Raw genomic sequence first — 26,269 nt, 5'->3', positions numbered from 1 at the left:
GGCACCTGCCCGGCATACTCAAGGTCGTCATCGACAACGATCCGCCCACCCAACCCGCTCCGGCACCTCTGCCCAGCGGCGGTCATGGGCTGACCGGACTGAGCGAGCGCGTGTCCATGCTGGGCGGCACCGTCGACTGGACAGCCCGCCAGGACGGCGGATTCCGCGTCACAGCGACCTTCCCCGTGCCTGACGAACCACAATGCTAGGCACTGAACGAACTGCAGATCCACGGGCGATGAGGTGGGCATGGGCATATGGGGCTCTCCCTCGAACCGTCGCCGCCCTGCGCACGCTCACATAACATCGCTTTGCCTGTCGGTCAGCCTGCGCCGGGAAGCGCGCGTGGCCGGCAGAGTTGAGATTGCGATCGCCCCAGCAACGGCGGCTGCACCGAGCAGTAGCAGCATTCCCGGGGATGGAGGCTGGGCTATGCCCGCGCCGAGCCCGCTGGATCGGCCCTGCAGGTCGATCAGCCAAGTCGATGCGAGCACCCCCAGGATGGTCCCTGTCAGGGCTGCTGCGGCCGCAATGAACCCTGTGCTTGTGACAATCACTGCCGCGATCTGACGAGGCGTCAGTCCGATGGCTTTGAGGGCGAGAAGGTCACGGCCATGTTCGCGAAGTCCCGCGGCGATGACCGTGAAGAGTTCAGCCAGGCCGATGAAGGCGAGCACTCCGACGAGTCCGATGATCACCCCGCGGGCGGCGGAGAGTTGGTCGGCGGGGTTGGTGTTCTTTCGGAGCTCGAGACCGCCGTGGGAGGACTCGGCCAGTGAGGTGCTCACTGTGTCGGGGTCAGCTGCACGCGCGAGGACCAGGTTGTAGAACTCGGGCCGCAGCGCGGGGTCCCCCTCGCGAAGTGTGGCGACGGTAGTAGAGATCACTCGACCGTTGTCCTGCGGCTCGATACTGCGGCCCACGATATGGAGGACTATCGGGCTTCCTCCGACGGTCATCCGGACCCAGTCGCCGACCTTCGCTCCCACGAGGTCAAGAAGTCCCTGGCCCGCCACTGCTTCGTCCGAGCCCTGGATGGTACGGCCCTCTGCGATCGTGAATGGGTAAGGGTGTTCAGAGGTGCCCAGCCCTCGGAGCGTGATCGTCCTCGTCTGGCCGGGGACCAGCGCCGCGACTTCGACGCCCGGGTAGACCGCAGTCACGCCCGGTTGATCGGACAGCAGCTTGCGCGCCGTCGCGTCGTCGATGCCCTCCGGCTTGGCGCGAAGTTCCGCGGCGAGTCCCACGTCTTCGGGTCGGCTTTCAAAGCGGTCCAGGGTCGACCAGGCCCCCAGGGCAATCGTGATCATCAGCAGCGGGAGCGCGAGCCGCCCCACGGCCGCTGCGGCGCGCGCCGGGCGGTGGAATGCCCCGCGCCAGCCGAGTACGAGTGCGGGCGGTGTCCTCAGCTGCAGAGCGAATCTGGCAGTTCTGGAGAGCCGCCGGCCGCTCTTGACGGCTCCCCGGGCAATGGGAATGGGTGACACGCGGCCGGCCCGCCATGCAGCCAGGCCGGTGGCCGCTGCGATCACGAGAACCGCTCCGAGTGCCGTGGCAAGGGGGGCCCAGGCATGCTGGGGCAGCTCGCGCCACAGCACCATCGCGTCCCCGATGCGGCCGGGAATCCGGGGGCCCAGTGTCTCCGTGACGACCGCCCCGATGGCAACGCCTATGACCGCGAAAGCTGCATGCTCGACGAGGAACGCGCGTACGACCTGACCGGGGGTGAAGCCGACGGCTTTCAGGATGGAGATGTCAGGCAGATGGCCGCGAACGCGGGTACTGATTGCTCCGGTTACCGCGATGGCGGCGGCCAGCAGCGCCCCCAGACCGAAGGAGCCAAGCATCAGCCCCAGGAGGCGGTTGTCGCCCTCGGTTTCGGCTCGCGCCTCTTCCCACGTGGAGACTCTGGCAACCTGGTCGGCACCGATCAAGGTGACCGCCTGCTGCGCGGCGAAGTCGGTGTCCTGGGGATCGGCCAGCCGAAGTCCGACCGTCTGTCCGACACGACGGGTGTCGGGTTCGACCCGGTGAAGTTGTGAGGGCAGCAGCCAGGCGATGCCCGGCCTCACCCCATGGACGAAGCGCGGTTCTGCCGTGTCCGCGAGCCCCACGACACGAAGAGTCGTGTATTCGCCGTCGCTGCCCCGAACTCGAAGAGCGTCGCCGGGCTTGGCCCACAGCGCATCGGCGACCGATCGCTCGAGCACGATGCCATTGGGGACGCTATTGTCCAGCCAGTGTCCGGAATCAACCAGTGGGCGAGCCGCGTGGGGAGGCTCGGTTTCGGCGCCGCGCAGCTCCAGTGACACGCTCGCACCCCGGATTTCGGCGGTGGCCGGGGCAGTCGGGAACGGCCCGGAGAAGGCTTTGACACCGTCAATGTCAGTCAGTTTCGATGTGCGTTCGTCGGCTCGGGTATGGATCCATACGTGTGCGCCGGAGGACTCGGTGAAGACGCGCTGCCACGGGTTGGCCGCATATTGCAGGAGCCCGCCCGCCAGCAGCAGGGAGGCGGTGATCCCTGCGATCGCCAGGACGATGAACAGTGCCTCGCCGCGGTTGGCCCGAAGGTCGGCGTGCGCCCAACGCACGATGGCCCGCATCGGTCAATCCTTGAGTCTCAGGATGTCGGCGACAGTGCTCGGCACGTGCTCAGGCCCGCCGAGGACCGCATCGTCGACGACTTGGCCGTCGAAGAAATAGATCACTCGGTCCGCCGTGCTGGCAGCCCTGGCGTCGTGCGTGACCAGCAGAATGGTTTGGCCACGCTGATGGAAGCGGGCCAGCAGTCGCAGGACATCGCGGCCGCCCTTGCTGTCCAGGCTGCCGGTCGGCTCGTCGGCGAGGAGCAGGCGCGGGTGGTTGACGAGGGCCCGGGCCAGCGCGACCCGCTGCTGCTCGCCCCCGGACAGCTCGGCGGGCATGCTGCGCCGCTTGCTCTCCAGGCTCAGCTCGGCGAGCAGTTCCTCGCAGCTCTCCCTCGCCTGCCGTGGACTCTTGCCGGCCAGCAGTGCCGGGAGTTCGATGTTGTCGGCCACGGTCATGTTGGAGATCAGGTTGAAGAACTGGAAGACGATTCCGATGCTGCGTCGGCGTAGCACTGCCCAGCGAGCCTCGCTCAGCGAGTCGACCTGGCGACCGTCCAGCCAGAGTTCCCCGCTGTCCGGGCGGTCCAAGCCACCCAGCAGATGCAGCAGCGTGGATTTCCCGGCGCCCGAGGGTCCGGTGACGGCAACGAATTCGCCGGGCTCCACCTGCAGATCGACGCCACGCACGGCTCTGGCCTCGGCGCCTTCCGCACGGTATGTCTTGACCAGGCCCTGCGCCCTGACCATTGGCTGCGGAGCACCGGCAGCAGAGGAGGCGTCCCGGCTCATTCAAGCTCCTCCTGACAGCGTTCCAGCCAGTCGAGGTCGGCCTGTAGGTGCAGCATGGCACCCTCGATCAGCAATTGCGAGATTCGCTTGTCACGGTCTTCCGAGGCTGCGAGCTTGGAGAGGTCACGCATGGCATTCAGGCAGTAACGACGCTGCTTGTTGATCAAACTGATCCGGTCGGCCGCGCCCGTCTCGTGGGCGAGCGCCAGCTTCATGAAGAAGTCGTCCCGCACCTTCGGCGCGGCCGGCTCCTCAAACCAGTCAGCCGCCACCTCGCGCCCGGCTTCGGTGAGCTCGTAGATGCGTTTGTTCGGCCGATTGGATTGGGCGACGTCTTCCCCTTTGATCAGACCTGCGTTCTCGAGGCGACCGAGAGTGACATAAATCTGACCGATGTTGGGCTGAGGGTAAGCTGCACCCATGAGCTTCTCAAGAGCCTGCTTGAGCTCATATCCATGAGCCGGCCCGTTGAACAAAAGCACCAGTAGGGCGAGACGCACTGCGCATCTTCCCCTCGCCGCAGATCACGGAGGCAATCGTGACTTCCTCCGGCTTTGCTTCCTTCTTCTGCCAGCCCTGGTTTCCGTAATGGCTAACAGGTATGCATAGAGCATACGCCGGGAGGGCGACGTACGCGCCACACGAAGGAGGCATCCATGCGGTGGGCGCGAGCCGCTGCTGGAGGGCTCATCGTCGGAGCCTTGCTCCTCGGGGGCTGCACTGGGGATGGCGGCAGCGCGCAACGGCCTTCTGAGACCGGCCCGATGACGTTCGTGACTGGCGGTGACCTGACGGATTACCTGCGCAACGTGCTGAGCGAGTGGAACCGCTCGCATCCCGCCGAAAAGGTAAAGGTCATCGAACTGCCCGAAGCTGCGGACGAGGTGCGCGCACAAATGGAAACCGGCCTGCGTTCGGGCAGCGGCCGTTTCGACGTGCTCAACATCGATGTCGCATGGACTTCGGAATTCGCCGCCTCTGGTTGGATCACCCCGCTGGATGCCGACCGGTTCCCGCTCGACGATTTTCTGGCTCCCCTCGTGGACACCGCCACCTTCCGGGGAGAGCTCTACGCAGTCCCCTACGTCACCAACGCGGGACTGCTCTACTACCGCAAGGACCTGATCAAGCGAGAGGGCCGGCAGCCACCACGCACCTGGCACGAACTCGAGAGCATGGCGAAATCGATCGCGCCGAAGTACGGCCTGGACGGCTATGCCGGCCAATACCTTCCCTATGAGGGGCTCACGGTCAATATCGCCGAGGTCATCCAGTCTGCCGGGGGCCAGATACTCAGCGACGAGGGAGCACGGGTCACCGTCGATTCCCCCGCCGCCCGCGAGGGGCTGGACTTCCTCGCCCGCGGCGTTCGCGACGGCTGGATACCCAGAGGCGCCCTTGCCTTCAAGGAAGAAGAATCGCGGCGCGCATTCCAGAATGGCGACCTGCTCTTCCTGCGCAACTGGCCATACGTGTATGACCTGGCCAACGAGAAGGGCTCCGAGATCGCCGGGAAGGTCGGCGCCGTCCCGCTCCCCGGCCCGAACGGCCAAGGTTCGAGCATCCTCGGAGGCTCCAACCTTGCTGTCAGCGCCAACTCGCGGCATCAGAAATCGGCAACCGAGCTGATCGCCTACCTCACCAGCGAGCACGTCCAGCGACAGGTGCTCACCCAAGGGTCACTGCCACCCGTACGGGCGGCCCTGTACTCAGATCCCGCCCTGGTGCGCAGGTTCCCCTACCTGCCGACGCTCAAGCAGAGCGTCCTGACAGCCAAACCTCGCCCCAAAAGCCCAAGCTACGAGCAGGTGAGCCTGGCTGTCCAGGCAGTCGCACACGACGCCCTCGCAGGTCGGCAGAGCTCGGATGAAGCTGTCATCCGACTGGCACGAGAGTTGCAGGCAATCGTTCACCGTGACTGAGCCCCCACAAGGGCGTCAGCCGGCACACGTCTTCCTGTCGCCAGCGGCCGTCAGCGCAGGCCGGTCGTGGTGTCCGACATTGCTGGACATAACATCTTGATCCTTTCCCTGAAGCCATTGACCCCCCCGTCACCCCTACTTAACATGTATGCATAACTTCAGTTCTCGGCGAAGGAGGTGCCTCCTCCACCGTCGAAGCCCACGACCGGAGAATCGATCCTCGGCGGAACATCAGGTCGATCGCACCATCACTCCAGTCCGACACGAGTCAGGACGGTCACTGGACATGTATGCAACCCAGGTTCAAAGTCGCCGCGCAGATGGGATGGTGGCGCCCGAGTCCCTGATGCAGAACGTGAGCGCTCCCCGGTTCCGCTGTGAAGTGACTTTCCAGACCGACGCCCATTCGGTCCCCGCTACCCGACGCGCGGCAAAAGCCATCCTCGCAGGGGGCACTCCGGACATGGAGGAGGACTGCCTGGACCGTGCACTGCTGATCATCACCGAGCTGGTGGCGAATACCGTCAAGCACGCCGCCCGGTTGTCCCCCCTCGCCGAGCTCACCCTGGTGACCGGGGACCACTCTCTGACGATCGCCGTCCACGACCGCGACCCGGGCCTCCCGCGTGTGCTGCCTCCCTCGCGCCCCGACGACATCGGCGGGCGGGGTCTACGGCTGGTCCACGACCTCGCTGCCGAGGTCGATGGCACCCTCGAAGTCCGCTACGACCCTGATCGACGGGGCAAGGCTGTGCGAGTCTCCCTGCCCATGTGACCCTTCTCCTGTCAGCCTCGGGCGTGTCCACTCCCCCCGAGCACCGCCCTTGCGCCACGGGTCCGTCACGGACTGACCTGGTGAAAGAGCGACGGTGAGACCGACTAACGAACGGTCTGGATGCGCGCGGTCGTGGTCGCCACAGCCACAGTCCTGCCATCGGGGTCGATGAGCTCACCGGCGAGAAAACACACATCCCGGCCGCGTTGCACTATTCGCCCCCGCCCCAGAAGCCGTCCGGGACGGGCGGGACGCAGGAACTGAACATGAAGATCGAGAGTCGGCGCGAACTGGTTTTCCGGAAGCGTCGCGACCAGCGCCGGACCCAACGTGTCGTCGAGCATCGCGGCCAAGAAGCCTCCCTGGATCACACCGACGGGGTTCGCGAACTGATCGCCCGCCTCAAAGGCCACCTCGATGGTCCCCTGCTCCGGATCGACCCCGACCAGTTCCCATCCCAGCAGCACCGCGGCGGGCGGTGGCGGAACCCGACCCTCCAACACATCCCAGAACATCCCGCGTCTTTGCGCATCCATCTCCATGAGCCACATTGAACAGGTCCCCTCTGACAGCCGGGGCCAACATGGAGTGTGACCGGCCGGTAAGTCCGGGCTCAGTGACCGACGTTGTGGTCGCCGGCCTCGATGAGTCCGCTCTCGTAGGCGAAGATCACGATCTGGATGCGGTCACGCAGACCGAGTTTGGTGAGGATGCTCGACACGTGTGACTTGACGGTGGCGGCTCCGATGCAGAGGTGCTCGGCGATCTCCGCGTTGCTCGCGCCCCGAGCGACCGCGACCCCGACCTCGCGCTCCCGGTCGGTGAGTCGCTTCAGGCGGCCCGCTACGGCGGTGGTGACGCTACGGCGCTCCGCGAACTGGTCAATGAAGCGCCGAGTGATCGATGGCGCCAATAGTGCCCCGCCCTCGGCCACGGTGCGCACAGCGGGGGCCAGTTGTTCAGGGGGGATGTCCTTGAGCACGAATGCGCTGGCACCGGCCCGCAGTGCCTTGTAGACGTACTCGTCCGGGTCGAAGGTGGTCAGGATCAGTACCCGGACGACCCAGTCGGCCTCCTGCAGGATCCGGGAGGTCGCCTCGATGCCGTCCATGCCAGGCATGCGGATGTCCATGAGGATCACATCCGGACGATGTCTACGTGCTGCCTCGACCGCCTCGAGCCCGGTCCCGGCCTCGGCCACGACCTCGATGTCGTCGTGGACCCGCAGAATCATGGCGAAGCCCCGGCGGACCAGCGCCTGGTCGTCGACGACGACGACGCTGAAGGTCATGCGGGATCGCCTCCGGTCGGCAGATGGGCGGCAAGCCGGAAGCCGCCGCCGGGACGCGGCCCCGCATCGAGGCTGCCACCGAGCAGGAGTGCTCTCTCCCGCATGCCGACGATCCCGTGGCCGGCCCCACCCCCGTCGGTGGCCGACACGGCCTGGACGGCGGCACCACGACCATCGTCGAGCACCTCAATGGTGATGCCGCCGCCTTCACTGCGCAGGTGCACCTCGGTGTGTGTCTGCGGCCCGCTGTGCTTGAGCACGTTGGTCAGTGCCTCCTGAACGATGCGGTACACCGACAGCTCCACGCGGGCCGGGAGAGGCGCCTGGATACCGTTGGTGAACGAGAGGTCGAGACCCGCCTCCCGGACCTCCTCTATGAGCCGGGGAATATCGTCGAGACCGGGCTGGGGTCCCAGCCCGTCCCGCTCCGCATCCGGCCGCAGCACTCCCAGCAGGTGCCGCAGCTCATCCAGCGCCTGGCGCCCCGCTTCCTCCACCGCGGCCATCGCTTCCAGGGAGCCCTGGGGATCGTCGGCGGCCACCATCCGGGCCGCGCCCGCCTGGACCGTCATCATGCTCACCCGGTGGGCGACCACGTCGTGCAGTTCACGTGCGATGTGGGTGCGCTCCTCGGCGACGATCCGGGCTGCCTCTGCAGCCTGCTCCTGGCGGAGCTGGGCGGCACGCTGCTGGCGAAGCCGCAGGCGCCGCCCTATGTACCAAGCCCCGAACATGATCAGGGCGCCGAAGCCGATGGCTCCCCAGGGGACAGGATCCATGAGGCCTTCGACCGTGACCATGGCGACGGCGGCGACGACGCCGAGTCGGCCCCACCGGGCGTCAGCGGCGTACCGCCCAGCGCCGTACAGCGCGATGATCGCGACTACCCCTGTGTTGGACTGGCTGGTTCCCAGCGTCAGAGCCCAGGCGGCCAACGCCACACCCAGGACCCCGACAGGCTCGCGTCGCCGCCAGTAGAGCGCACCACCGGCTACCGCGAAGAGCAGCAGGGCAGGGACCGGGACGTCGCTGATCGCGCGGACAGCGATCGCATCGCCCGGTGCTTCTTCCAGGAACACCATCGCCAGGAGTGTGGTGATCGCAAGGACGGCGTCAGCGGCCCTCGGCCAGCGGGCGAACGGGCCGCGGAACCGGCCTGGCACGCTGCCGCCCGGCGTCTCGGAAGGCGGCGCCGTGCGGTTCATCATCGCTCCAGGGGTGGCGTCCGGTGCCCTGGCGTCGGTCAGCAGGCTGCACCAGGCAAGCCATCGTAATTCCAGGTCGACGCGTAGTCACCCGCCCGCAGGCGGATCCCGCCCTCCCCCGCGAGGGGGAAGTGCGGCCTCGTTGCCCCTGCCACGCAGGGGAGCACCAAACCCCTCTGGCGGCGGGGGACATCCTCGGTGCCCGCCCCGGACGATGGAACCGCTCACGACTCCTGCCTCCGGCCTGCCAGAGACGGACGGACGGCAGCCATCTCACAGGAGCACAGACAATGGTGAACCGATTCATCCGCCGCATCGGCGGCGCGAGCGCGCGCCGACCGTGGGTCACGATCGCCGCATGGGCGGTTGCCCTCCTCCTCGTGCTCCCCCTCGCCGGCACGGTCGGCGGCTCGTTCGTGGACGACCTTGTCGCTCCGGGCAGCCAGAGCGAGGAGGCGATGGAACTGCTTGAAGAGCGCTTCCCCGAGGCCTCCGGCGGAAGCGCCATGGCGGTGTTCGCCGTCCCGAACGGGAAGCAACTCGAGCTCCACCGGCCTGCCATCGACGCGGCGGTCGCACGGATCGCCGAGGTGGAGCACGTCGCCACAGTGGCCGATCCTTTCACTGCCGACACGGTGTCGCCCGACGGACAGATCGGGTTCGCCCAGATCACATTCGACCTGCCTGCGATGGACGTGGACCCCGAGCAGATCAATGCCCTTACCGGCGCGATCAAGCCGGCCCGTGGGGACGGACTCGTCGTCGAGCTGGGCGGTGACGCCATCTTCATCAACGCCGAATCGGCGACATCGGGTGCGGAGGCGGCGGGCCTGCTCGCCGCGCTGGTCATCCTGGTGGTCGCGTTCGGCACGATCGTGACCGCACTGGTCCCGGTCGCGCTCGCCCTGGTAGCCGTCGCCGCGGGCATGGGCAGCATCATCCTGCTGGCCAATGCCATGGACGTCACCACCGCCGCGCCGACGATCGGTGCGATGATCGGCCTGGGCGTCGGCATCGACTACGCCCTGTTCATCATGGCCCGCTACCGCGTGAACCGCGCCGCAGGGCAGGCCAACCCCACCGCACTGTCGAACGCAATGGGATCGTCGGGCGCGGCCGTGCTGGTCGCCGGCGGCACCGTCATTGTGGCGATGGCCGCCCTCGTGCTGACCGGCCTGGGCTTCCTGATCTCGATCGGCCTCAGTACGTCCCTGCTCGTTCTGTTCGCCGTGGCGGCCGCCCTCACGCTGCTGCCCGCACTGCTGTCGCTCCTGGGTGACCGCATCGACAAGGGACGAGTCCTGGGCCGCAGACGCCCCGTGAAACAGGCGGAGGACACGGCATGGTGGCGTTTCGCCCACCGCGTGTCAGGCCGACCGTGGCCGTACTTGATAGTCGCCACTGGGGCGCTGCTCGCGCTTGCCGCCCCGGCGCTACGGATGGAGACGGGCTTCCCTGACGCGGGCAACGATTCGACAAGCACCACTCACCGTCGCGCCTACGACCTGCTGGCAGAAGGCTTCGGCCCGGGCTTCAACGCCCCGCTGCTGATCGTCGCCGACCTGCGCAGCCCCGGTGTGGACGCACAGGGCATCCCTGCACTGTCCAAGCGCATCGCCGCCGACCCCGGTATCGCAACGGTCGGCGAGCCCCGGACCTCCTCCGCCGGGGACACGCTGGTGATGCCCATCCTCCCCACTACCGCGCCCGCGGACGCCGAGACCTCCGAGACTCTCCGGCGCGTCCGCGACGTCGTCCCCGACAACGTCGCCGTGTCCGGCCTGACCGCCATGACGGACGACCTCACCAAGCAGCTCTCGGACACCCTGCCCGTCTTCATTGCCGCGATCCTGGCGGCGTCGTTCCTGCTGCTGATGGTGGTGTTCCGCTCCATCGCGGTGCCGCTGAAGGCCGCAGCGGTGAACCTGCTGTCGATCGGTGGTGCGTACGGCGTCGTGGTCGCCGTCTTCCAGTGGGGCTGGCTCAAGGACCTGTTCAACCTGGAGGGCACATTCCCGATCGTCTCGCCCCTGCCGGTGATCTTCTTCGCGGTCCTCTTCGGCCTGTCCATGGACTACGAGGTGTTCCTCCTCTCGCGCGTCCGCGAGGAGTACGACGCCACAGGTGACAACGCTGAGTCGGTGGCGCGCGGAATGGCAGCCACGGGCCGCGTGATCACCTCCGCAGCGCTGATCATGACTTCGGTGTTCCTCAGCTTCCTCGCAAACCCGTCGCCACTCGTCAAGATGACCGGTCTGGGCCTGGCAACCGCGATCGTGCTCGACGCGACGATCGTCCGGATGGTGATCGTGCCCGCGGCGATGGCGCTGATGGGGCGCGCGAACTGGTGGCTGCCCCGTTGGCTCGACCGTCGCCTGCCCCGTATCAGTACGGAGGGCGCTGCGGTCCCGGATCAGCCAGAGCCGGTACCCGCTCAGGCGTCCGGGAATGGCTGATCTGCGCACCCGGAGCGCACGGCGTCCCTGCCGCGGACCATGTGGCGCCGAAGGCCAACCTCAACGCCGGGAATTCCAGCGGAGCTTGGTGCTGTTCACGTCTCTATTACCGCGCGACGAAAGAGGAGATCCACGGTCCAGCAACTGCCCGGCGCGGTATCGGCCTCATGGCCAGAGCTGTTGCGGTGTGTAAGCAATCTCCGTCGAGTACTTGCTCGGTGGCGCCACTTCATCCTCGTTTCCTGTTCAGGGCAACCCTATTGGGTCCCTGTCCGGAAACATCGGGGCACCTCAGTCGCGCAGTGCGAGGGTCGTTGGATCGACCCTCATGCGGGTGAGCAACTCAGCAGGGGGCAGATCGCGCACGAAGGTCAGCGTGTAGATAGGGAAGTCGCCGTCCCGGAACATGTCCAGGCCGCGGCCGGCGTTTGATTTCGTCATGCGGCGGATGCTGCCACGCCCCGCTGACACCAGCCCCACCCGCGCCCACTTGCCAGATCAACTGCATCGGATGTCTCTTTCCCAAAGTCCCGGCCTCGACGCTGGGCGTCGGCGTCAGGACCGGGGCGAGGATTCGAGCGTCCGCATTCGTCGGGCGTCGGGCGTCGGCGGAAGCGTGCGGCCGGCTGGGTGCACGTCGCCTTCCTACGCTGTCTCAGAACGCCATGACGGGGGCCAAGGCGCTGGTTGACGACATCACCTCGCTCCTCGTCACCCTGCCCTGGATCTTGACCTGATCCGCGGCCTGTGCCGCCCGGACGAGTCGATCGAATTCCGTCCTTGTCCGACAGTCTTTTGAGTAAGGTGGCGGCGATCGAGGAGGGGAGATCACGGATGTCCGAGCTAGTGACAGCTGCTGCTGTCATCGCTCCGTTCATCAGCACCGCCGCCGCATCCTTCTCAGGCGCCGTGGTCGAGTCGGCCCAGACGAGGATTGCGGACGGCGTAGTGGATCGTGGCCAGAGGTTTCTGGCCCGGCTGTTGAACCGGGGAGCCGGCGACCCGCCGCAGACGCCGCAGGATACGGATGTGCTCGCGGTCATCGAGCGTCTCGAGGGCGAGGACCGGCAGATTCTGGCAGCTGCCGTCGGGAAATGGCTGGAAGAGGAAGGCGACTTGAGCGCCGAGGCCCTCAGTCGGCACATCGAGCGGGCGTACGAGACGTACCACTCGGGTGACACGTTCCATGTGACGTCCCACGGCGAGGGCGCGGCCGCGATCGGCAAGGTCCACACGGCGAACTTCACTTACAACCCCCGCCCGGAGCGGGAGGCCCGCAGTTGACCGACGACCGCCGTGGTGACGATGTGCAGGTCGCGTCCCATGGCGAGGGCGCACCCGCCATCGGCAAGGTCGGCAAGCTTTTTCTCAGCGTGTTCGTGGGCGATCCTGCCGAGTTCATCGGCAACGTCAAACGCTGGAGCGGCTGGAACTGGCCACCGTTCTTCCTGGTGATCACGTTGGGCGCGGTCGCTCTGATCATCGCTCCGGGCGGGCCGACGGATCAGTTCCTTTGGGTGTACTTCGCCATCGGTGCCGCAGTGGTCGTGGCCTTTTGCCGGGTGATCGGTGTGGGCAGCCGCGACTCGTCCGCCGTGTGGCGCGCCCTGATGACAGGGGGGTCGCTGCTGCTGGCGGTCCTCGGGATCGTCGGAATGGATCACTTGGCGGATCACGGCGAGGTCGATGTCACGGGCCGCACGCGCATCTCGCCTGCCACGGGGACGAATGGATCAGGGCTGCGCGTCGTGGTGAACGCGCCCCCGGAGCGCGCCCAGTTGCGCCTGGTGCTGACGGTCGCGGACGCCGTACCGGGAGCACAGTCGTGCACTCCTGACACCGAGATGGCGGTCCAGCTCCCCAATAACGCGAACACCCTCGTTGCCGACGTCACGAGTGGACAGCCGGTCGAGTTCCCGCTGGGAGGCCTGCGGGACAGGATTGTCGTCGACGTCGACCTGCTGACCGAGGACGGGTGTCGCATGAGTGTGTCCGTGGCCGAAGCGGCACTCCATGACTGAAAGGGCCGGCCATGTCTCGAATTCCGTTACCCCAAAGGCGCATCCGGCCGCTTTCCCCGCGTCTCACGCGAGGGGGCGCCGTCTCGCTGGTTGCCCTCGTGGGACTGCTCTCGTGTTCCGCGGAGCCGGAACCCGAGTTCCTCGGCAGGGAGAGAGTCACCGTCGCGATGCACAACGACCTGCCCGGTCTGTCCCACGTTGACGACCACGGCCATTCCGGACTGGACTACCTGCTGTTCAAGCACGTCAGAGAAGAGCTGGACGTCGAGTTCAGTGACCCGGTCCCGGTGTCGTCCCGGGACCGCGTCGCGCAACTGGTCTCGAAGCGCGCCGACATGACGATCGCTTCCTTCTCCATTACGCCGGAGCGCATGCTCGAGATCGATTTCGTCGGTCCCTACCTGAAGACGTGGCAGGGCTTCCTTGTGGGACCGGACGGCGCTGACGTGCAGACGATGGACGATCTGCGCGGCAAGCGCGTCTGCACATGGGACGGGACCACGTCCCAGAAGACCGTGGACGACAGCAGGGTCACGTCGGAGTGGGAGCCAGTGGTCAAGGATGACGCCTCCGACTGCATCGAAGCTCTCCTCGGCGGTCAGGTTGCCGCTGTGTCCACGGACCAGACCATCCTCTACGGCTTCGCCCAGCACCATGCCAAGGACGGCTTGCGCGTCGTGCCGGACCTGAAGGTGGGAGCGCCGCAGTACTACGGGATAGGGATACCGAAGGGGCACCGCGCGGACTGCCTCGAGCTCGCCTCGTGGCTGAAGACATACGTGGGCAGCAGCACTTGGAGCAAGGACATCGACACCTCTTTGCCTCTCCTCGCGGAAGGCGACCCGGAACGGATCAACGAGCACAAACCGAGCACCGATGCCATCGATGCCCGTTCCTGCCGTGACAAGGCGAGTCCCTGACGGCTCTGGGCGCCCGGGGCTGTGGTCCGGCGGGCGGCCCGGGGCGTCGTGTCAGGATGCGGAGCCGTCCTCATGCGAGCCGGCCGGGCGGCGGCCACCACGGCTGGAGGGTTCCCGCCGCGGCGAGTCCGGCCCGGACATCATCGGGGCGCGGCGCAAACAGCGCCCGCTCCACGCCCCACTTCGTCGCGTCGGCTGGTGCGGCCTCGTGCTGCGGCGGCGCATCGGGCAGACGGCGCCCGGTGCGGGCGCGGATGATCGCGTCCCGGTGCCGGGTGAGCGGCACGCCCTGGTAGGAGACGCCGTCGACCGCGGACGTGCGTCTGCGGCGCATCGAACTCGACGTCGGCGGGCTCGGGGACGTCGCGGGCACCCAGCTGGGTGCTGGCCCAGAGAGTCACGCTCACTCGGTAGAACCAGGACCCGGTCGAGCCCTGCCATCGGTGATGGAGCCGTCCGGTGTGCTCCTGGTCGTCGTAGAGGCGGATACGGATCGGCGGCGTCGGGGATTGGCCGACGGCGGCTCCCCGTCGGCCAGGCCCTCGACTTGGTCCATGACCGCTACGCCGCCTCATCCGCAATGCCCGGCTCGCCGGCGGCGCTTCCAGCCGCTTGAGCGCCATGCGGCAACGACCTGCTCGCCGGTCGGCACGCTGCTCCACCACGGATGGGTGATGACCGCGGCCGACAGCCGCACCAGTCGGCGGCGCAGCCGCGCGTACTGGCCGATCTGCTCCGTGGTCCAGCCGGGCGAGGCGGGGAAGGCGGTGATCCGGTCGCCCAGCGGGTTGTACGTCTTCGTGGTCGAACTCCACACCGGTGGCTTCGACTGACCACGGGAGCCGGCGGCCCATGGCCGGGTCTGTCAAACGAACGGATCTGTCTCACTTTCGGTGGTAACGATGGGTGAGGTCAGCCCAGGAGGATGCGGTGGCGGAGGAGTTGGAAGCCCGCACGCCCGTACATTTGCCGCTTGATCAGCTTGGTCTTGTTGTTCACGCCCTCGGTGCCTCCGTTATGAAACGGGAGCGTAAGGGCGGCGACGACCCCGTCGTGGTCCCGTTCGAGGCCGCGGACGAAGGCATGCAGATGAGGCAGCTCGGCCGCGCGGACTTCGGTGGCCCAGCCGCTGATGGCGGCGGCGTTGCCCGACTTGGGCACCAGGAACGATGCGAAGGTGCGGACATGGTCAGCGAGCCGGGTCATCTCCTGGCAGGCTGCGGTGAGACGACGCAGGAGGTTCTGCTGCTCGGCCTTGAGTCCTTCGGGCCTGCTCAGAAGCATTCGGGCGAGGCGGCGGGGCGAGATGTGGCTGCGCTCGGCGTCCGCGCGGCCCTGGTTGATGTACTTGTGCAGGAGGTTGAGGCAGCCTGTGAACCCGAGGGATTTGATTTCATCGAAGAGGTGTTGGACGGGGACGGCAGGGTCTTCGGCCCGGCGCCTGCGCAGGTGTTCCCGGTAGGGATCGACAAGACTGGTGCGGTACTTGGGGACACGGAGCATGCGTTCGGGCCGGTCGGCCCGGGCGTAGCGCTTGACGGTATTGAGGGCCAGTTGCAGACGCCGGGCGCATTCGAGCAGACCCACACCCTTGTCGAGAAGGGCGTGGACCTGCTGCCAGCGTTCCAGGGTGGTCCGTGCGCGGGGCCCGTCGTACAGGGGCGTGTCCAGCACCGAGGCCCAGCAACTGCTGTGGGCCTTCACCTCGCTGAGGGCGGCTTCGCACAGGTTGTGCCAAATATGCCAGCGGTCGGCGACCTGAATGGCATCGGGCAGAGCGCGGCGGATGGCTTCGGCGTAGGTGGTCGAGCCGTCGCGGCACACGATCTCGGCGCCCGGATGGGTGCGCAGCCACGCTTCCAGGGTGTCGGCCGTGCGATCGGGCAACACGTCGATCCGCTCATGGGTCTCGGCGTCGACCAGCACGGTCGCGTAGCGGTGACGCCGGCGCAGTGCGAAGTCATCGACACCGATCACACGGGGCACCCGCGATCTGGGCAGCGGAATGCGCAGGAGGGTGCGCAGAGCGGTGTGACGCGACAGGCGCATGGACAGCGCCGTCAGCAGACGCGCACTCGCCCGGCCCGCTAACTCCTTCACCACGGACCTGACTTGCCTGGTCAGACGGGCGGTGCGGCGCTGGTATCGCTCCAGCACCCCGGGTACCTGCTCGCGGAAAGTGTGGCGGCAGCCGCGCGTGGGACACACCAGGCGCCGCACACTCACGCGCACCACCACTCGCCGCCCGTCCACCGATACGTCGGCCACCGTCCGCCAGTGATAGCCGTGCACACGGCCGGACGGTGCCCCGCAGCCCGGGCACGGCACCGGTGCCTGTGGTGTCCGTGCCCGCACCAGAATCCGCTCACCTTCATCGACCATGTCCTCGATGACCAGCGGAGCCAGACCCGAAAACACCATGCCCACAAGCTCGTTGACGTCACGCATGCCATGCCAACGACCGCCAGCACGCTAAGTCACCACCGAAAGTGAGACAGATCCGAACGATTTACAGTCCCGGTCCTGGGCCGGGTTGCAACTGGGGGTTTCCCAGGCCCGCATCCCGGGCCAGGGCTGCTGCCTCCGCGCGGGTTCGAGCACGCAGCTTCGTCAGCACATCACTGACGCGATTGCGGATTGTCTTCTCGGACAGGGACAGTCGGCGCGCGATGGATGCGTTGTCCAGGCCGCGGGAAAGCAGGTCGAGGATCTCTCGTTCTCGGTTGGTGAGGTGGGGGAAGGGCATCCTGGCAGGGCTGGTGGGCGGGGTGGCGAAGTGGGAGAGGACGCGCCGGGCGATCCGTGGGCCGAAGACCGCTTCGCCACGGGCGACACCTAGCAGGGCGCGGTGGACGTCCGTGCCGTCTGCTTCCTTCAGTAAGTAGCCGCGAGCGCCGGCGCGGAGTGCGGCGAAGACCGAGTCGTCGTCTTCGTCCATGGTCAGGATAACGACAGCGACTTGCGGGTGGGCAGTGGTGATCTGGGCGGTGGCTTCCAGACCACTGACGCCGGGCATGCGCAGGTCCATCAGGACAATCGTTGGTAGCAGCCGGGCGGTTGTGGCGATGGCCTCGGCGCCGTCGGCGGCTTCGCCAATGACTGTTACATCGGGAAGGTCGGTCAGGACGGTGGTCATCCCGGCCCGGAAGACAGGATGATCGTCGACGAGGAGGACGGTGATCGGCCCCTTCACTGCGGATCACCTGCCGGAAGAATGGCGCGCACCAGGGTGCCGCCTCCTGGGTCTGCGGTGATCTCCAAGCGACCCCCGATCTCTGCGGCGCGTTCGCTCATGCTGCGGAATCCGACGCCCGCTTTGTGTCGCGGCGCGATGCCGCAGCCGTTGTCTCGGATCGCGAGCGCGAGGTCCCTGCCATCCAGGTGAGCCGTGAGGTCGAGGCGGCTGGCAGCGCTGTGTTTCACCGCGTTGGCAACTGCCTCGGCAGCTATCGCGTACGCAGCGACTTCGACGGCTGCTGGAAGGCCGCGGCAGGCAGCGTCAATATCGCAGTGGCATGAGGGTGTGTCGTATCCGGCAAGGAGTTCGCGCAGGGCGCCCGGCAGGCCGAGTTGGTCGAGAACGGCGGGCCGCAGCCCCTGGACCACGGTGCGCAGGTCACCGACTGTGGAGCGGAGCCGGTCCCGGAGCGTTGTGATGGAGGCTGCGAGGTCGGGATCGTGGGCACGCCGGGCGAGGGCGTCCAGCTGGTGGGCGGTTCCGGCTAAGGATGGGCCGATGCCGTCGTGGAGGTCGGCGCGCAGGCGCCGGCGTTCCTCCTCGCGCACCGACAGGATACGGGCCCGGCTGCGTGCGACGTCCTCCACTAGGGCAGCGGCGTAGGCAAGGGTTCCGGCGCGGTCGGCGACCTCCTCGACTGCGCCCTGCTCCTGGACGGTCCACGGCTCGCCGGAGCGCCGCCGACCGATACGGAGTTCGCCGACCTCGCGGCCGAGCGCCAAGCATCGAACGGTCCGCCAGCCCGCGCCCGGTACGGGAGTGCCGGAGGCCGCCCCTACCGCGGGGCTGTCGAAGGCCGTGTACGGCAGTGCCAGCGCTTGGCGCAGGGCGTCGACGAGGCGCTGCATGGCTTCTGCCGGTTCGGATGCCGGGGCGATATGACGACCGACGCGGGCGACGACGGCGTACGGGTCGTGACGGTGGCCGAACAGCAACCGGTCCACGGCTGCTTGGACAGCGCCGCGACCGTTTGCCGCGAGCAGCGCGGTGACGGCGATGGTGGCGGTGCCGACGAGTGAGCCGGGTGCGAGCAGGCCTGCCCCGGCGACGACTGCAGCGTATACACCCAGGACGATACCGCTGAGAACAGTGAAAACGATGGCGCGACCGAGGACAGCCTCCACGTCGAACAATCGGTGCCGCAGCATGGCGATCGCGATGCCGACGGGCGGGCCAAGCAGCCCCAGCATCATCAGCAGATCACCGATCAGGGGTGGTTTCTGGAGGTCAGTCAACGTCGTCCCGAGGAATGAGAGGGCCATCACCAGTCCGCCCAGCATCAGCCATTGCAGTTGGGCGCGTTCCGTGCTGGTGGCGGAGCGGGTGCGCAGGAAGAGGAACACGGCGGCGACGCAAGTGCCGCCAAGCATGGTGGTGACGGCACACCAGAACATCACCGTGTGCAGCCACTCCCAGCCCGCGAGGCCGAGGGGGTTGGGGACACCGGGGACGGGATCGGTGCCGCTGGGGCGCAGCATGGTGGCGAGCGTGCCGACAGCCGCGATGGCCGTGATAACCCACGCGCACGCCCGACGGGGCCGGGTACCCAGGCGGCCATGCGGGAAGAGTAGCGGTACCAGCGGGGTCGCGAACCAGTAGCCGGCAAACCCCCAGCAGCCAATCCAGGCGCCCACCTGCCAGCCAGGCAGCGGGGCGGAGGCGACGAGACTGCTGTAGCCCGCGTAATAGGCGAGCAGGTGGTAGGGGCCGATCATGGCGGGCAGAAGCATCAGCCAGCACACCGCATTGCGCGGCCGGGTCCGGGCGGCGACGGCGCCCACCAGCGGCCATGCCGTGCCGAGCACGAGGTCACTCCAATACAGGGGCGTAACCGTGATGCGTCCGGCCAGCCAGTCATGCACAGGCACAGTCGCGGCACAGCCCGCGGCACCAGTGCCCGCAATGGCGTAGGCAGTGCGCCGCAGTACCCGATCCCCCCGGTCCATAGGGACATGCTCCCGCAGTCCAGGCCGTAGTGCAGCGATCCGGGACGAAATTCCCGGCCGACTGGGACGGGCGTCCCTGGTACCCGGGACACGGCCGAGCTGACAGTAGGGCACGCAAACAGCTCGCGGAGACCAGGAGTTGATGGCAATGACCACAATCGATCCGACGGCAACCGGCAGCACAGCGCATCAGGACGGCGGCGTAAGGCCGAAGTGGCCCTTGTACGGGGTGGGGGCGGGCCTGCTGGGAGCCATCGCCACGCTCTTTGCCGACGTCCGCAGCGGCACACAACAGCGGGAGTTCGTCGACGCGACGATCACCGACGAAGTGTCGCGCGGCATCGCGCACCTCGGTCTCGTTACGGGATTCGCGACAGTTGTCCTGTTGCTCGTACTGGCCGCGGCATGGCGGCGCCAGGTCGAGCCACGGGTACCCGGCAGCACCGCCGCGTACGTGGTCAGCGGCGCGCTGACGGCCTCCGCCGCCGGCCTGACATACGGGTACGGCTGGAAGGGCGCCATGGCGATCTATCTGCCGACCGGGATGGACAAGAAATCGTTCGGCGAGGACGGCCTGTTCGTCTACTACATGCTCAACGACTTCGGCGGCTTCATCGGCTGGCTTGGAGTCGTGGTCGCGGCGGGTGCGGTGGCTTGGATGGCGCTACGCGAGCGGACGGTCTCGCGCTGGATCGGCTGGGTCAGTCTGGTGCCGGTGCTGGCGGTCGTCCTGTTCGCCGGTATTACCGGGCTTCCCGGGTTCCAGGGAGTCGTGGGACCGGTGTGGATGCTGGTCGCCTTCCTGGGACTGGCGCTGGGCCGCAGCGCAATCGTCAGGTGACACGTCAGCGACGGGCGGCTCGCTGTCGGCGAGCCGCCCTCAAGTACTAGGGCTGTGGTGAACCGCCCCGGGTTCGGTGGAGATCTCAGTTGGTGGCTGTGAGCTGGGGTTTCGTGGTTGCTCGGTAGTAGTTGGCTTCGTATTCGACGGGCGGGATGTGCCCTATCTCACCGTGGAGTCGGCGGTGGTTGTACCAGTCGACCCACTCGGCGGTGGCGAGCTCGACGTGTGAGAGCGTCTTCCACGGCCGCTGGGGCTTGATGACTTCTGTCTTGAACAGGCCGATCGTCGACTCCATGAGCGCGTTGTCGTACGCGTCGCCGACCGAGCCGATGGAGGCCGCGATCTGGGCCGCGTCCAGGTGTTCGGCCAGCCGGAATGACGTGTATTGAGAACCCGCGTCGGAGTGATGAATCAGCTGGCCAGGCGCCGGTGGGCGGCCCTCGCGATCGCGCTGCCACAGACCCATGTCCAGGGCGTCCAGGACGAGTTGGGTCTCTTTCGACAGCGAGGCGGACCAGCCGACGATGCGACGGGAGAAGGTGTCCACGACGAAGGCGACATAGACGACGCCGGCCCAGGCGGCCACGTGGGTGAAGTCGGCGACCCAGGTCCGGTTCGGGGCCGGGGCGACGAAGTCGCGGTCGACGCGGTCCGGGGCCCTGGCGGCGGTCGGGTCCGGGAGGGTGGTGATGACCTTCTTGCCGCGGACCGCGCCGGCGATGCCGATCTCACGCATGAGGCGCTCGATCGTGCAGCGGGCCACAGCATGGCCCTGCCGGTTCAGCTCGCGCCAGACCTTTCTCGCGCCATAGACGCGGTAGTTGGACGTGTAGACCTCCTGGATCAGCTCCTTGAGTTCCTCGTCCCGCACGGCTCGCGGCGAGGGAGTCGCTTGTCGTTTCTTGCAGGCGTAGTAGGTGGAGGGGGCGATCTTGCAGCCGTGCTGGGTCAACGTGCGGCAGATCGGCTCGACGCCGCCGAAGCGGTCCCGGTGCTCGTCGATGAACGTTACGAGCGAGGCAGTGGCCGGTCGAGCTCGGCCGCGAAGAAACTCGCCGCGGCCTTCAAGATCTCATTCGCGCGCTTGAGTTCGGCGATCTCCTTCTTCATCGCCTTGATCTGCGCGGACTCCTCGCTCGTCGCCCCCGGCAGGGTCCCGGAGTCGATCTGGTCCTGGCGGACCCACTTGCGCAGTGTCTCGCGTGAGCCGATGCCCAGCTTGGCCATCACCGCGTTGATCGCGGCTGACTCTGTCGGATAGTCACCGCGGACCTCGGCGACCATGCGCACCGCGCGCTTGCGCAGCTCAGGGGGATAGGAGGAGGGACGTGCCATGACTCTGATCCTTACACGGAATCGAGTCTCCATTCGAACCGGGGCGGTTCAATGTACCGGAAGCGGTTCAGCCCTATCTCTGGCTGGCCTGGCCTGTTGCTGCCCTGGCAGCAGTCGCTGCCGCAGCGGTAGAGGCCCGAAGGCAGCAGGAGCCAATGCCGATCGCCAGCGGCGACGGCGACGGAGCACGGCTCCGGCGAGGGGCTGAGGAACTGGCCCACACAATGCACCGGCAGTGGGCCACCGAGGCAGACACACGGATGCTGCACCGACCACAGCCCCTGCACTTGCGCTGGTCCACCACCAGCCGCCCGGTCTCCGCCCACCCGGCCGCGGTACTGGGCGAGGACGTCGTGGGCGGACGCCCGTCACGGCTGCGGCTTCGCGGCGGAGTCGACGAGATCGTGACCGCCTTCAATCAGCTTCCCAAGCGGCGGCTGGTCCTGCTCGGCGACCCTGGAGCGGGCAAGACCGTACTAGCCATCCTGCTGACCCTTGGCCTGCTGGAGCAGCGCAGCGCGCACGGAGGCCCAGTGCCGGTACTGCTATCGCTCTCTTCATGGGATCCCCGTGACGAACACCTGGACACCTGGATGGTCCGCCGCGTGGTGGAGGATTACCCTGCCCTCTCCAACGCCGAGGCATTCGGCCCCAGGGCTGCCCATCGACTGGTCACAGATAGCCACATCCTGCCGATCCTGGACGGCCTGGACGAGATGCCCGCTGGGCTGCACCCGGCGGCGATTGATGCCTTGGACCGGGTTCCGGCCGGCAGACCCCTGATCGTCACCTGCCGCAGCGCCGAGTACGAAGCCGCTGTTACCTCCCACGGTGGCGTGCTGGCCACCGCAGCGGTGATAGAACTGGAACCGGTGGGCGTGCAGGAGGCGATAGCTTTTCTGTCCGTCGGCGGAGTGGCCGACGATGCGCGTTGGGTACCGGTGCTTGCGTATCTGCGGGCGCATCCCACAGCTCCGCTTGCCACGGCGCTGTCGTCTCCCTTGATGGTGGCGCAGGCACGGGCAATCTACAGCGATCCGGCGACCGACCCCGCTGAACTCCTTACCCGCGAACGCTTCGCTGGCCGGGCTGCCATTGAAGATCACCTGCTGAACGCCTTCGTCCCTGCCGTCTACCGTCATCGCCCGCTGCCGCCAGCAACGGGCCGTCCCCACAGGCGCGTACCGCAGTACTCTCCGGAACTAGCTCACAAGTGGTTGGCCTTCATAGCCCGAGACCACAACAGTCGCCCTACCCGCGATCTGGTCTGGTGGCAACTGCACAGTGCCCTCGCCCCGGGCACGAGACGTGTCATCGGGGTATTGCTCGAGATCCTGACCGGGTTCGTTGCTGGCCTCGGCGTGGCGATCGGGGTCGGGCTTGAGGTCGGAGTCGTAGCCGGGCTGGCGGGCGGGTTCAGCGCCGGTCTGGTAGCTGTGCCGCCGTCTCACCCGGGGCATGTCAACCTTCGGATACGAGGCCGATCACGGCTCTTCGGCAGGAAACTGCTTCTCGGACTAGCAGTTGGGATTACAACGGGATCAGGAGCTCTCCTCACCTTCGGCTCAGCGGCCTGGCTGGGAGCCGGATTCCCCGCGAGCCTCGAGATGGTGCTGAAGGTCGGGTTCGGAGCGGGCCTGGGAGTCGGGATCGGCTTCGGAATCATGGCATGGGTGAACACTCCAACCGATACGATCCGTTCACCGAGCCCTGGCTATGCCCTTCGGAGCGACAGGGTACTCAGCACTTTCCGTATTGCCGTGGAAACTCTCGGGGCCGGGCTTGTGGCCGGGCTCGTGACTGGGCCGCCGGGGTTCGGGCTTCCCGTCGGACTCGCTTGGGGGATTGCAGCCGGTCTCGGCGGCGGGTTCGCCGTCGGGCTGGCCGGCAGGTTCGTGGGGAGGTTTCAGACGGGCCTTGCAGCCAGTGCCTGGGGGTGGTTCCTACTCACCCGCTCGTGGCTGGCACTGCGGGGGCGACTGCCGTGGCGGCTGATGAGATTTCTGGACGATGCTCACCGGCGAGGAGTGCTGCGGCAGGCAGGCGCGACCTACCAATTCCGCCACGCACGTCTACAGGACAGCCTGGCCGCGGCGAGCCGGCCTCCAGCGCCGCCCCACCAATGAGCGTTGTTCAACCTGAATTCGCTGGTCATGGGGCTGGCGTGGGCGAGGGCTGGGGTCCTCGTGCCGGTCGTGGGCGTGATCGGTAGCAGGTGATCATCCGGCGCATTGCCGGTTCGCCGGAATTGCGGTGCCGGATCCGGAGTGCCTCGTAGGCTCCGAGGAGAGCCGGGTGGGAGGGGCTGCTGGTGGCGGATGTGCTGGTCTGGGTGATGCAGCGGAGGGGTCTTGCTGGCCGATCGCGCCGAACGGCTGCGCAAGGAGCTCGCCGAGATCGATGCCGAGGTGGCCCGGCTGGAAGCCGCCGAGGTGGTGATCGGGCAGTTCATCGAGGCCGAGCGGAGCGGGCAGGCCGACGACCCGGCCGCGGCTGAGGAGTTGGAGCAGGTGACAACGACTCCGGGTGCGGGCGGGATGCTGCTGGTCCCGCACCGCGAGCAGGGCGTGGAAGGGAGCGCGCTACCCGCCGACTACCAGGCGATCATGAAGATGGTGACCGAGGCATCGGAACCGGTCCCGGCCAAGGACGTCAGCGTCCAGCTCGGCAGGGGCACCCAGCCCGGGCAGGTGGAACCGGTACGCGACAAGCTCAGGCGCCTGGCGGACCGGGGCTGGCTGCACCGCACCCCCGCCGGCCGCTTCACCGCCCTGCCGCAGTCGTCCGCCTGACCGGCGGCGGCCTGATTTCGGCGTAACGCGCAGGCCCCCGACGGGAGTTGGGTGTCCATGCGAAGGAACAACCGCCCCGCCGAGCTGAAGGGCTTGTCTACCAGTGCCGCCTGCCGCTGTCGAGCGCCACCCTCGACCTGGTCTCCGGCCTGGTCCGCGGCCACCTGAAGAAGATCCGCTGGCGCAAGCTCCCGCCCGGCCGCATCGCCCTGATCGTCCTGGCCGTCCTCCGCCACGGCCAGCGGCTTTCCGACATGGCCGGCGGCCACGGCATCTCCGCTTCCACCGTGCGCCGCTGGCTGCTCGAAGTGACCGGCCTGCTCGCCGCGCGGGCCCCGCGCCTGGACCGCGCCCTGAAGAAAATCGCCCGGAAGGGTGGCGTCGTTGTGTTGCTCGACGGCACTCTCGTCCGTACTCGCCGACGCACCGGGGATGCCAACCGGCCGAACTTCAGCGGGAAGCACAAGACCCACGGCCTGCTGTTCCTCGCCCTGACCGACGAGAAGGGCAACTTGGTGTGGATCTCGGCGGCGAAGCCGGGGCGCTCCTCGGAGATCACCATTGCCCGCCACAACAAGATCACCATCCACCTGCGGGAGGCCGGCCTCGGGGCGCTGGCGGACCTCGGCTTCGTCGGCCTGGACGACGACCCCGACGACCCGGTGATCGTCACCGGCCGCAAGGCGACCCGCGGCCATCCCCTCACCGCCGCCCAGAAGGAGGCCAACCGGCTGGTCAGCCGCGAGCGAGCGGTGAACGAGCACGGCTTCGCAGACCTTAAGAACTGGCGGATCCTCACCAAGGTCCGCATGAACGCCCGCCACGCGACCACGCTCCTGCGGGCCCTCCTCGTGCTGACCAACGCCCAGATCCAGCGTTGACGGATGATCACCTGCTACCGATCACGCCCACGAACGGCACGAGGACCCCAGCCCTCGCCCACGCCAGCCCCAGGACCAGCGAATTCAGGTTGAACAACGCTCAATGAACCTGCGCCCGCTCGAGTCCCGTCCGCTCGCCTCGGCCCGCCCGTTCGTGTCCGCCCGTCCGGGCGAGGACCTCTCGGCGCGTCCGTAACGGCACGGCGCACCCTCCCCAGCGCCCGCCCGGGCCCCTCTATCCATCCAGTTCGGGCGGGCGCTGCCGTGTCCGGACCCTCCTTCCGAAACCCCGCCTCGAGCCAAGGAGTTCGTCCTCCCCATGGAAACTCTGTGACCGCCCCGGGGCACCGCCGATGAGGATCACGTTCGACACCGACCGCGACAGCTACGCGCAGGCCGCGCACCAGCTCCGCTCGGCCTACAAGGCAGCCGGCCGGCTGCCGCCCGACGGCGACCCTCGTACGCCGGCAAGTTCGTGCTCGAGCCGCTGCCGCCGGTTTGTCGCGAGCCGGGCCCCGAAGCATGACGGTGCAGCGGGCTGCCCTGCACCTCCTGCCGCAGGGGCCGCGGGACCGCTTGTGCCCAGTACGTCCCACCACAGCGACCGCCCGTGACCTGTCTGGAGCCCCACCGTTGCCCCCGCTGACCCTCAACGCCCGCCCTGCCACCGCAGATCCCTCGCTGACCCCCGGCGCCGTACTGGCCAGCCCGCATGTCACCCGCCTCCTCACGGGCACCCTGCTCGGCCGGCTGCCCAACGCCATGGCGCCGGTCGCACTCGCCCTCGCGGGCACCCAGAGCGGCGGGTCGCTGTCCTTCGCCGGTGCGCTCAGCGCGCTGTACGTGCTGGCCTCGGCACTCTCCCAGCCGGTCAAAGGCCGCCTCATGGACCGCTTGGGACAGATTCGGGTCTCCGGTCCGGCTGTGCTCATCAACGCCACGAGCCTGCTCGTCCTGTCCGCCGTCGCCGTCGCGGACCAGGCCGCCCTGGCCACCGCCCTCGTCGTGGTGGCAGGACTGTGTACCTCACCCCTGGAAGCTTCCCTGATGATTCAGCGTGTTCAAGCTTCAGGGGGCAGTTGAGCACGTGGCATATGGTGCGAGTACCGGATCCGGGGCGGTGGGGGACGCTGCCAGAGGAAGGGCTCTTGGGGGTACGGGACCTGCCGGAGGCGGTGGCCCGGATCGGTCTGCGGCCGTCCGTCAGCCGCGAACGGGGGAGGGGACGATGAACTGGGGCATGGGGTCGGGCGCAGTGGCGGG

Annotated in this window: 24 protein-coding genes; 11 read left to right on the top strand and 13 right to left on the bottom strand. The window is 67.8% G+C overall.

The features are described from left to right. Positions 1 to 296 precede the first annotated feature (296 nt). From SLUN_RS01705 to SLUN_RS01695, 3 genes are read right to left on the bottom strand one after another with little or no spacing between them, the layout of a single operon-like run. Entirely contained in the window at positions 297 to 2,606 is a 2,310-nt protein-coding gene (locus SLUN_RS01705; protein WP_108146848.1) for an FtsX-like permease family protein, read from the bottom strand. 3 nt (positions 2,607 to 2,609) lie between these two features. After that, on the bottom strand, positions 2,610 to 3,380 hold the full coding sequence (locus SLUN_RS01700) for an ABC transporter ATP-binding protein (RefSeq protein WP_108146847.1): 771 nt from the start codon (positions 3,378 to 3,380) through the stop codon (positions 2,610 to 2,612). Then, positions 3,377 to 3,880 (bottom strand): PadR family transcriptional regulator, encoded by a 504-nt coding sequence (locus SLUN_RS01695; RefSeq protein ID WP_108146846.1) that lies wholly within the window; start codon positions 3,878 to 3,880, stop codon positions 3,377 to 3,379. The genes SLUN_RS01700 and SLUN_RS01695 overlap by 4 nt, the downstream gene beginning before the upstream one ends. A 156-nt stretch (positions 3,881 to 4,036) precedes the next feature. On the opposite strand from SLUN_RS01695, the gene SLUN_RS01690 reads away from it, so the two are divergent. Together SLUN_RS01690 and SLUN_RS39225 are read left to right on the top strand one after the other, a co-directional pair. Then, positions 4,037 to 5,302, top strand: a complete 1,266-nt coding sequence (locus SLUN_RS01690; RefSeq protein ID WP_108146845.1) for an ABC transporter substrate-binding protein — start codon at positions 4,037 to 4,039, stop codon at positions 5,300 to 5,302. A gap of 148 nt (positions 5,303 to 5,450) precedes the next feature. Then, a complete protein-coding gene (locus SLUN_RS39225) occupies positions 5,451 to 6,077 on the top strand; it encodes an ATP-binding protein (protein WP_108146844.1) in 627 nt (208 codons plus the stop codon). 104 nt (positions 6,078 to 6,181) lie between these two features. Here the strand turns inward: SLUN_RS39225 and SLUN_RS01680 are convergent, their stop codons facing one another. From SLUN_RS01680 to SLUN_RS01670, 3 genes are all read right to left on the bottom strand, one after another. Beyond that, a complete protein-coding gene (locus tag SLUN_RS01680) occupies positions 6,182 to 6,619 on the bottom strand; it encodes a PaaI family thioesterase (RefSeq protein ID WP_108154446.1) in 438 nt (145 codons plus the stop codon). A 71-nt stretch (positions 6,620 to 6,690) separates the two neighbouring features. After that, on the bottom strand, positions 6,691 to 7,368 hold the full coding sequence (locus tag SLUN_RS01675; RefSeq protein WP_108146843.1) for a response regulator transcription factor: 678 nt from the start codon (positions 7,366 to 7,368) through the stop codon (positions 6,691 to 6,693). Further along, positions 7,365 to 8,576 (bottom strand): sensor histidine kinase, encoded by a 1,212-nt coding sequence (locus SLUN_RS01670; RefSeq protein WP_108146842.1) that lies wholly within the window; start codon positions 8,574 to 8,576, stop codon positions 7,365 to 7,367. Before SLUN_RS01670 ends, SLUN_RS01675 begins: the two co-directional genes overlap by 4 nt. A gap of 287 nt (positions 8,577 to 8,863) precedes the next feature. On the opposite strand from SLUN_RS01670, the gene SLUN_RS01665 reads away from it, so the two are divergent. Further along, a complete protein-coding gene (locus tag SLUN_RS01665) occupies positions 8,864 to 11,029 on the top strand; it encodes an MMPL family transporter (protein ID WP_217502335.1) in 2,166 nt (721 codons plus the stop codon). 291 nt (positions 11,030 to 11,320) lie between these two features. On the opposite strand, the gene SLUN_RS39220 is transcribed toward SLUN_RS01665, so the two are convergent. Further along, positions 11,321 to 11,470, bottom strand: a complete 150-nt coding sequence (locus SLUN_RS39220) for a hypothetical protein (protein WP_159100141.1) — start codon at positions 11,468 to 11,470, stop codon at positions 11,321 to 11,323. A 363-nt stretch (positions 11,471 to 11,833) separates the two neighbouring features. On the opposite strand from SLUN_RS39220, the gene SLUN_RS01660 reads away from it, so the two are divergent. The 3 genes from SLUN_RS01660 to SLUN_RS01650 all read left to right on the top strand — a co-directional run bounded on the left by SLUN_RS01660 (position 11,834) and on the right by SLUN_RS01650 (position 13,970). Then, complete coding sequence (locus SLUN_RS01660) at positions 11,834 to 12,313, top strand: hypothetical protein (protein ID WP_159100140.1); 480 nt, start codon at positions 11,834 to 11,836, stop codon at positions 12,311 to 12,313. After that, positions 12,310 to 13,050, top strand: a complete 741-nt coding sequence (locus SLUN_RS01655; RefSeq protein WP_108146840.1) for a hypothetical protein — start codon at positions 12,310 to 12,312, stop codon at positions 13,048 to 13,050. Before SLUN_RS01660 ends, SLUN_RS01655 begins: the two co-directional genes overlap by 4 nt. Before the next feature lie 98 nt (positions 13,051 to 13,148). Continuing rightward, positions 13,149 to 13,970 carry a transporter substrate-binding domain-containing protein gene (locus tag SLUN_RS01650; protein ID WP_257153623.1) on the top strand — a complete coding sequence of 274 codons (822 nt, stop codon included), beginning with the start codon at positions 13,149 to 13,151 and terminating at the stop codon, positions 13,968 to 13,970. A gap of 70 nt (positions 13,971 to 14,040) precedes the next feature. On the opposite strand, the gene SLUN_RS01645 is transcribed toward SLUN_RS01650, so the two are convergent. The 5 genes from SLUN_RS01645 to SLUN_RS01630 all read right to left on the bottom strand — a co-directional run bounded on the left by SLUN_RS01645 (position 14,041) and on the right by SLUN_RS01630 (position 19,070). Then, complete coding sequence (locus SLUN_RS01645) at positions 14,041 to 14,304, bottom strand: hypothetical protein (protein WP_108146838.1); 264 nt, start codon at positions 14,302 to 14,304, stop codon at positions 14,041 to 14,043. Between the two features lie 237 nt (positions 14,305 to 14,541). Next, positions 14,542 to 14,787 (bottom strand): DUF8825 domain-containing protein, encoded by a 246-nt coding sequence (locus SLUN_RS39215; RefSeq protein WP_159100139.1) that lies wholly within the window; start codon positions 14,785 to 14,787, stop codon positions 14,542 to 14,544. Between the two features lie 95 nt (positions 14,788 to 14,882). Beyond that, positions 14,883 to 16,418 carry an ISL3 family transposase gene (locus tag SLUN_RS01640; RefSeq protein ID WP_108146837.1) on the bottom strand — a complete coding sequence of 512 codons (1,536 nt, stop codon included), beginning with the start codon at positions 16,416 to 16,418 and terminating at the stop codon, positions 14,883 to 14,885. A 61-nt stretch (positions 16,419 to 16,479) separates the two neighbouring features. Continuing rightward, the gene (locus tag SLUN_RS01635; RefSeq protein WP_257153622.1) at positions 16,480 to 17,163 is read right to left on the bottom strand and encodes a response regulator; all 684 of its coding nucleotides are present in this window, start codon (positions 17,161 to 17,163) and stop codon (positions 16,480 to 16,482) included. After that, positions 17,160 to 19,070 (bottom strand): sensor histidine kinase, encoded by a 1,911-nt coding sequence (locus tag SLUN_RS01630; protein ID WP_257153621.1) that lies wholly within the window; start codon positions 19,068 to 19,070, stop codon positions 17,160 to 17,162. The genes SLUN_RS01635 and SLUN_RS01630 overlap by 4 nt, the downstream gene beginning before the upstream one ends. Positions 19,071 to 19,302: 232 nt before the next feature. Between SLUN_RS01630 and SLUN_RS01625 the strand changes: the two genes are divergently transcribed. Beyond that, on the top strand, positions 19,303 to 19,995 hold the full coding sequence (locus tag SLUN_RS01625; protein WP_108146835.1) for a hypothetical protein: 693 nt from the start codon (positions 19,303 to 19,305) through the stop codon (positions 19,993 to 19,995). An 85-nt stretch (positions 19,996 to 20,080) separates the two neighbouring features. Here the strand turns inward: SLUN_RS01625 and SLUN_RS01620 are convergent. Continuing rightward, a protein-coding gene (locus SLUN_RS01620) for an IS3 family transposase (RefSeq protein ID WP_254710415.1) occupies positions 20,081 to 21,333 on the bottom strand; the annotation gives its coding sequence in 2 pieces (ribosomal slippage) (positions 20,081 to 21,051 and positions 21,051 to 21,333; 1,254 coding nt in all). Between the two features lie 155 nt (positions 21,334 to 21,488). Here SLUN_RS01620 and SLUN_RS01615 point away from each other — a divergent pair. From SLUN_RS01615 to SLUN_RS01600, 4 genes are all read left to right on the top strand, one after another. Continuing rightward, positions 21,489 to 23,459, top strand: a complete 1,971-nt coding sequence (locus SLUN_RS01615) for an NACHT domain-containing protein (protein ID WP_108146834.1) — start codon at positions 21,489 to 21,491, stop codon at positions 23,457 to 23,459. Positions 23,460 to 23,684: 225 nt separating this feature from the next. Continuing rightward, positions 23,685 to 24,125 carry a hypothetical protein gene (locus SLUN_RS01610; RefSeq protein ID WP_108146833.1) on the top strand — a complete coding sequence of 147 codons (441 nt, stop codon included), beginning with the start codon at positions 23,685 to 23,687 and terminating at the stop codon, positions 24,123 to 24,125. A gap of 47 nt (positions 24,126 to 24,172) precedes the next feature. Continuing rightward, the gene (locus SLUN_RS01605; RefSeq protein WP_108146832.1) at positions 24,173 to 25,006 is read left to right on the top strand and encodes a transposase family protein; all 834 of its coding nucleotides are present in this window, start codon (positions 24,173 to 24,175) and stop codon (positions 25,004 to 25,006) included. Between the two features lie 633 nt (positions 25,007 to 25,639). Next, complete coding sequence (locus SLUN_RS01600) at positions 25,640 to 26,089, top strand: MFS transporter (RefSeq protein ID WP_108146831.1); 450 nt, start codon at positions 25,640 to 25,642, stop codon at positions 26,087 to 26,089. Positions 26,090 to 26,269: the final 180 nt, after the last annotated feature.

Origin of the sequence: Streptomyces lunaelactis (assembly GCF_003054555.1) — a bacterium.
GTDB lineage: Bacteria > Actinomycetota > Actinomycetes > Streptomycetales > Streptomycetaceae > Streptomyces > Streptomyces lunaelactis.
Note: the sequence above shows the minus strand (reverse complement) of the source record. Positions and strands in the feature narration are given on the sequence as shown.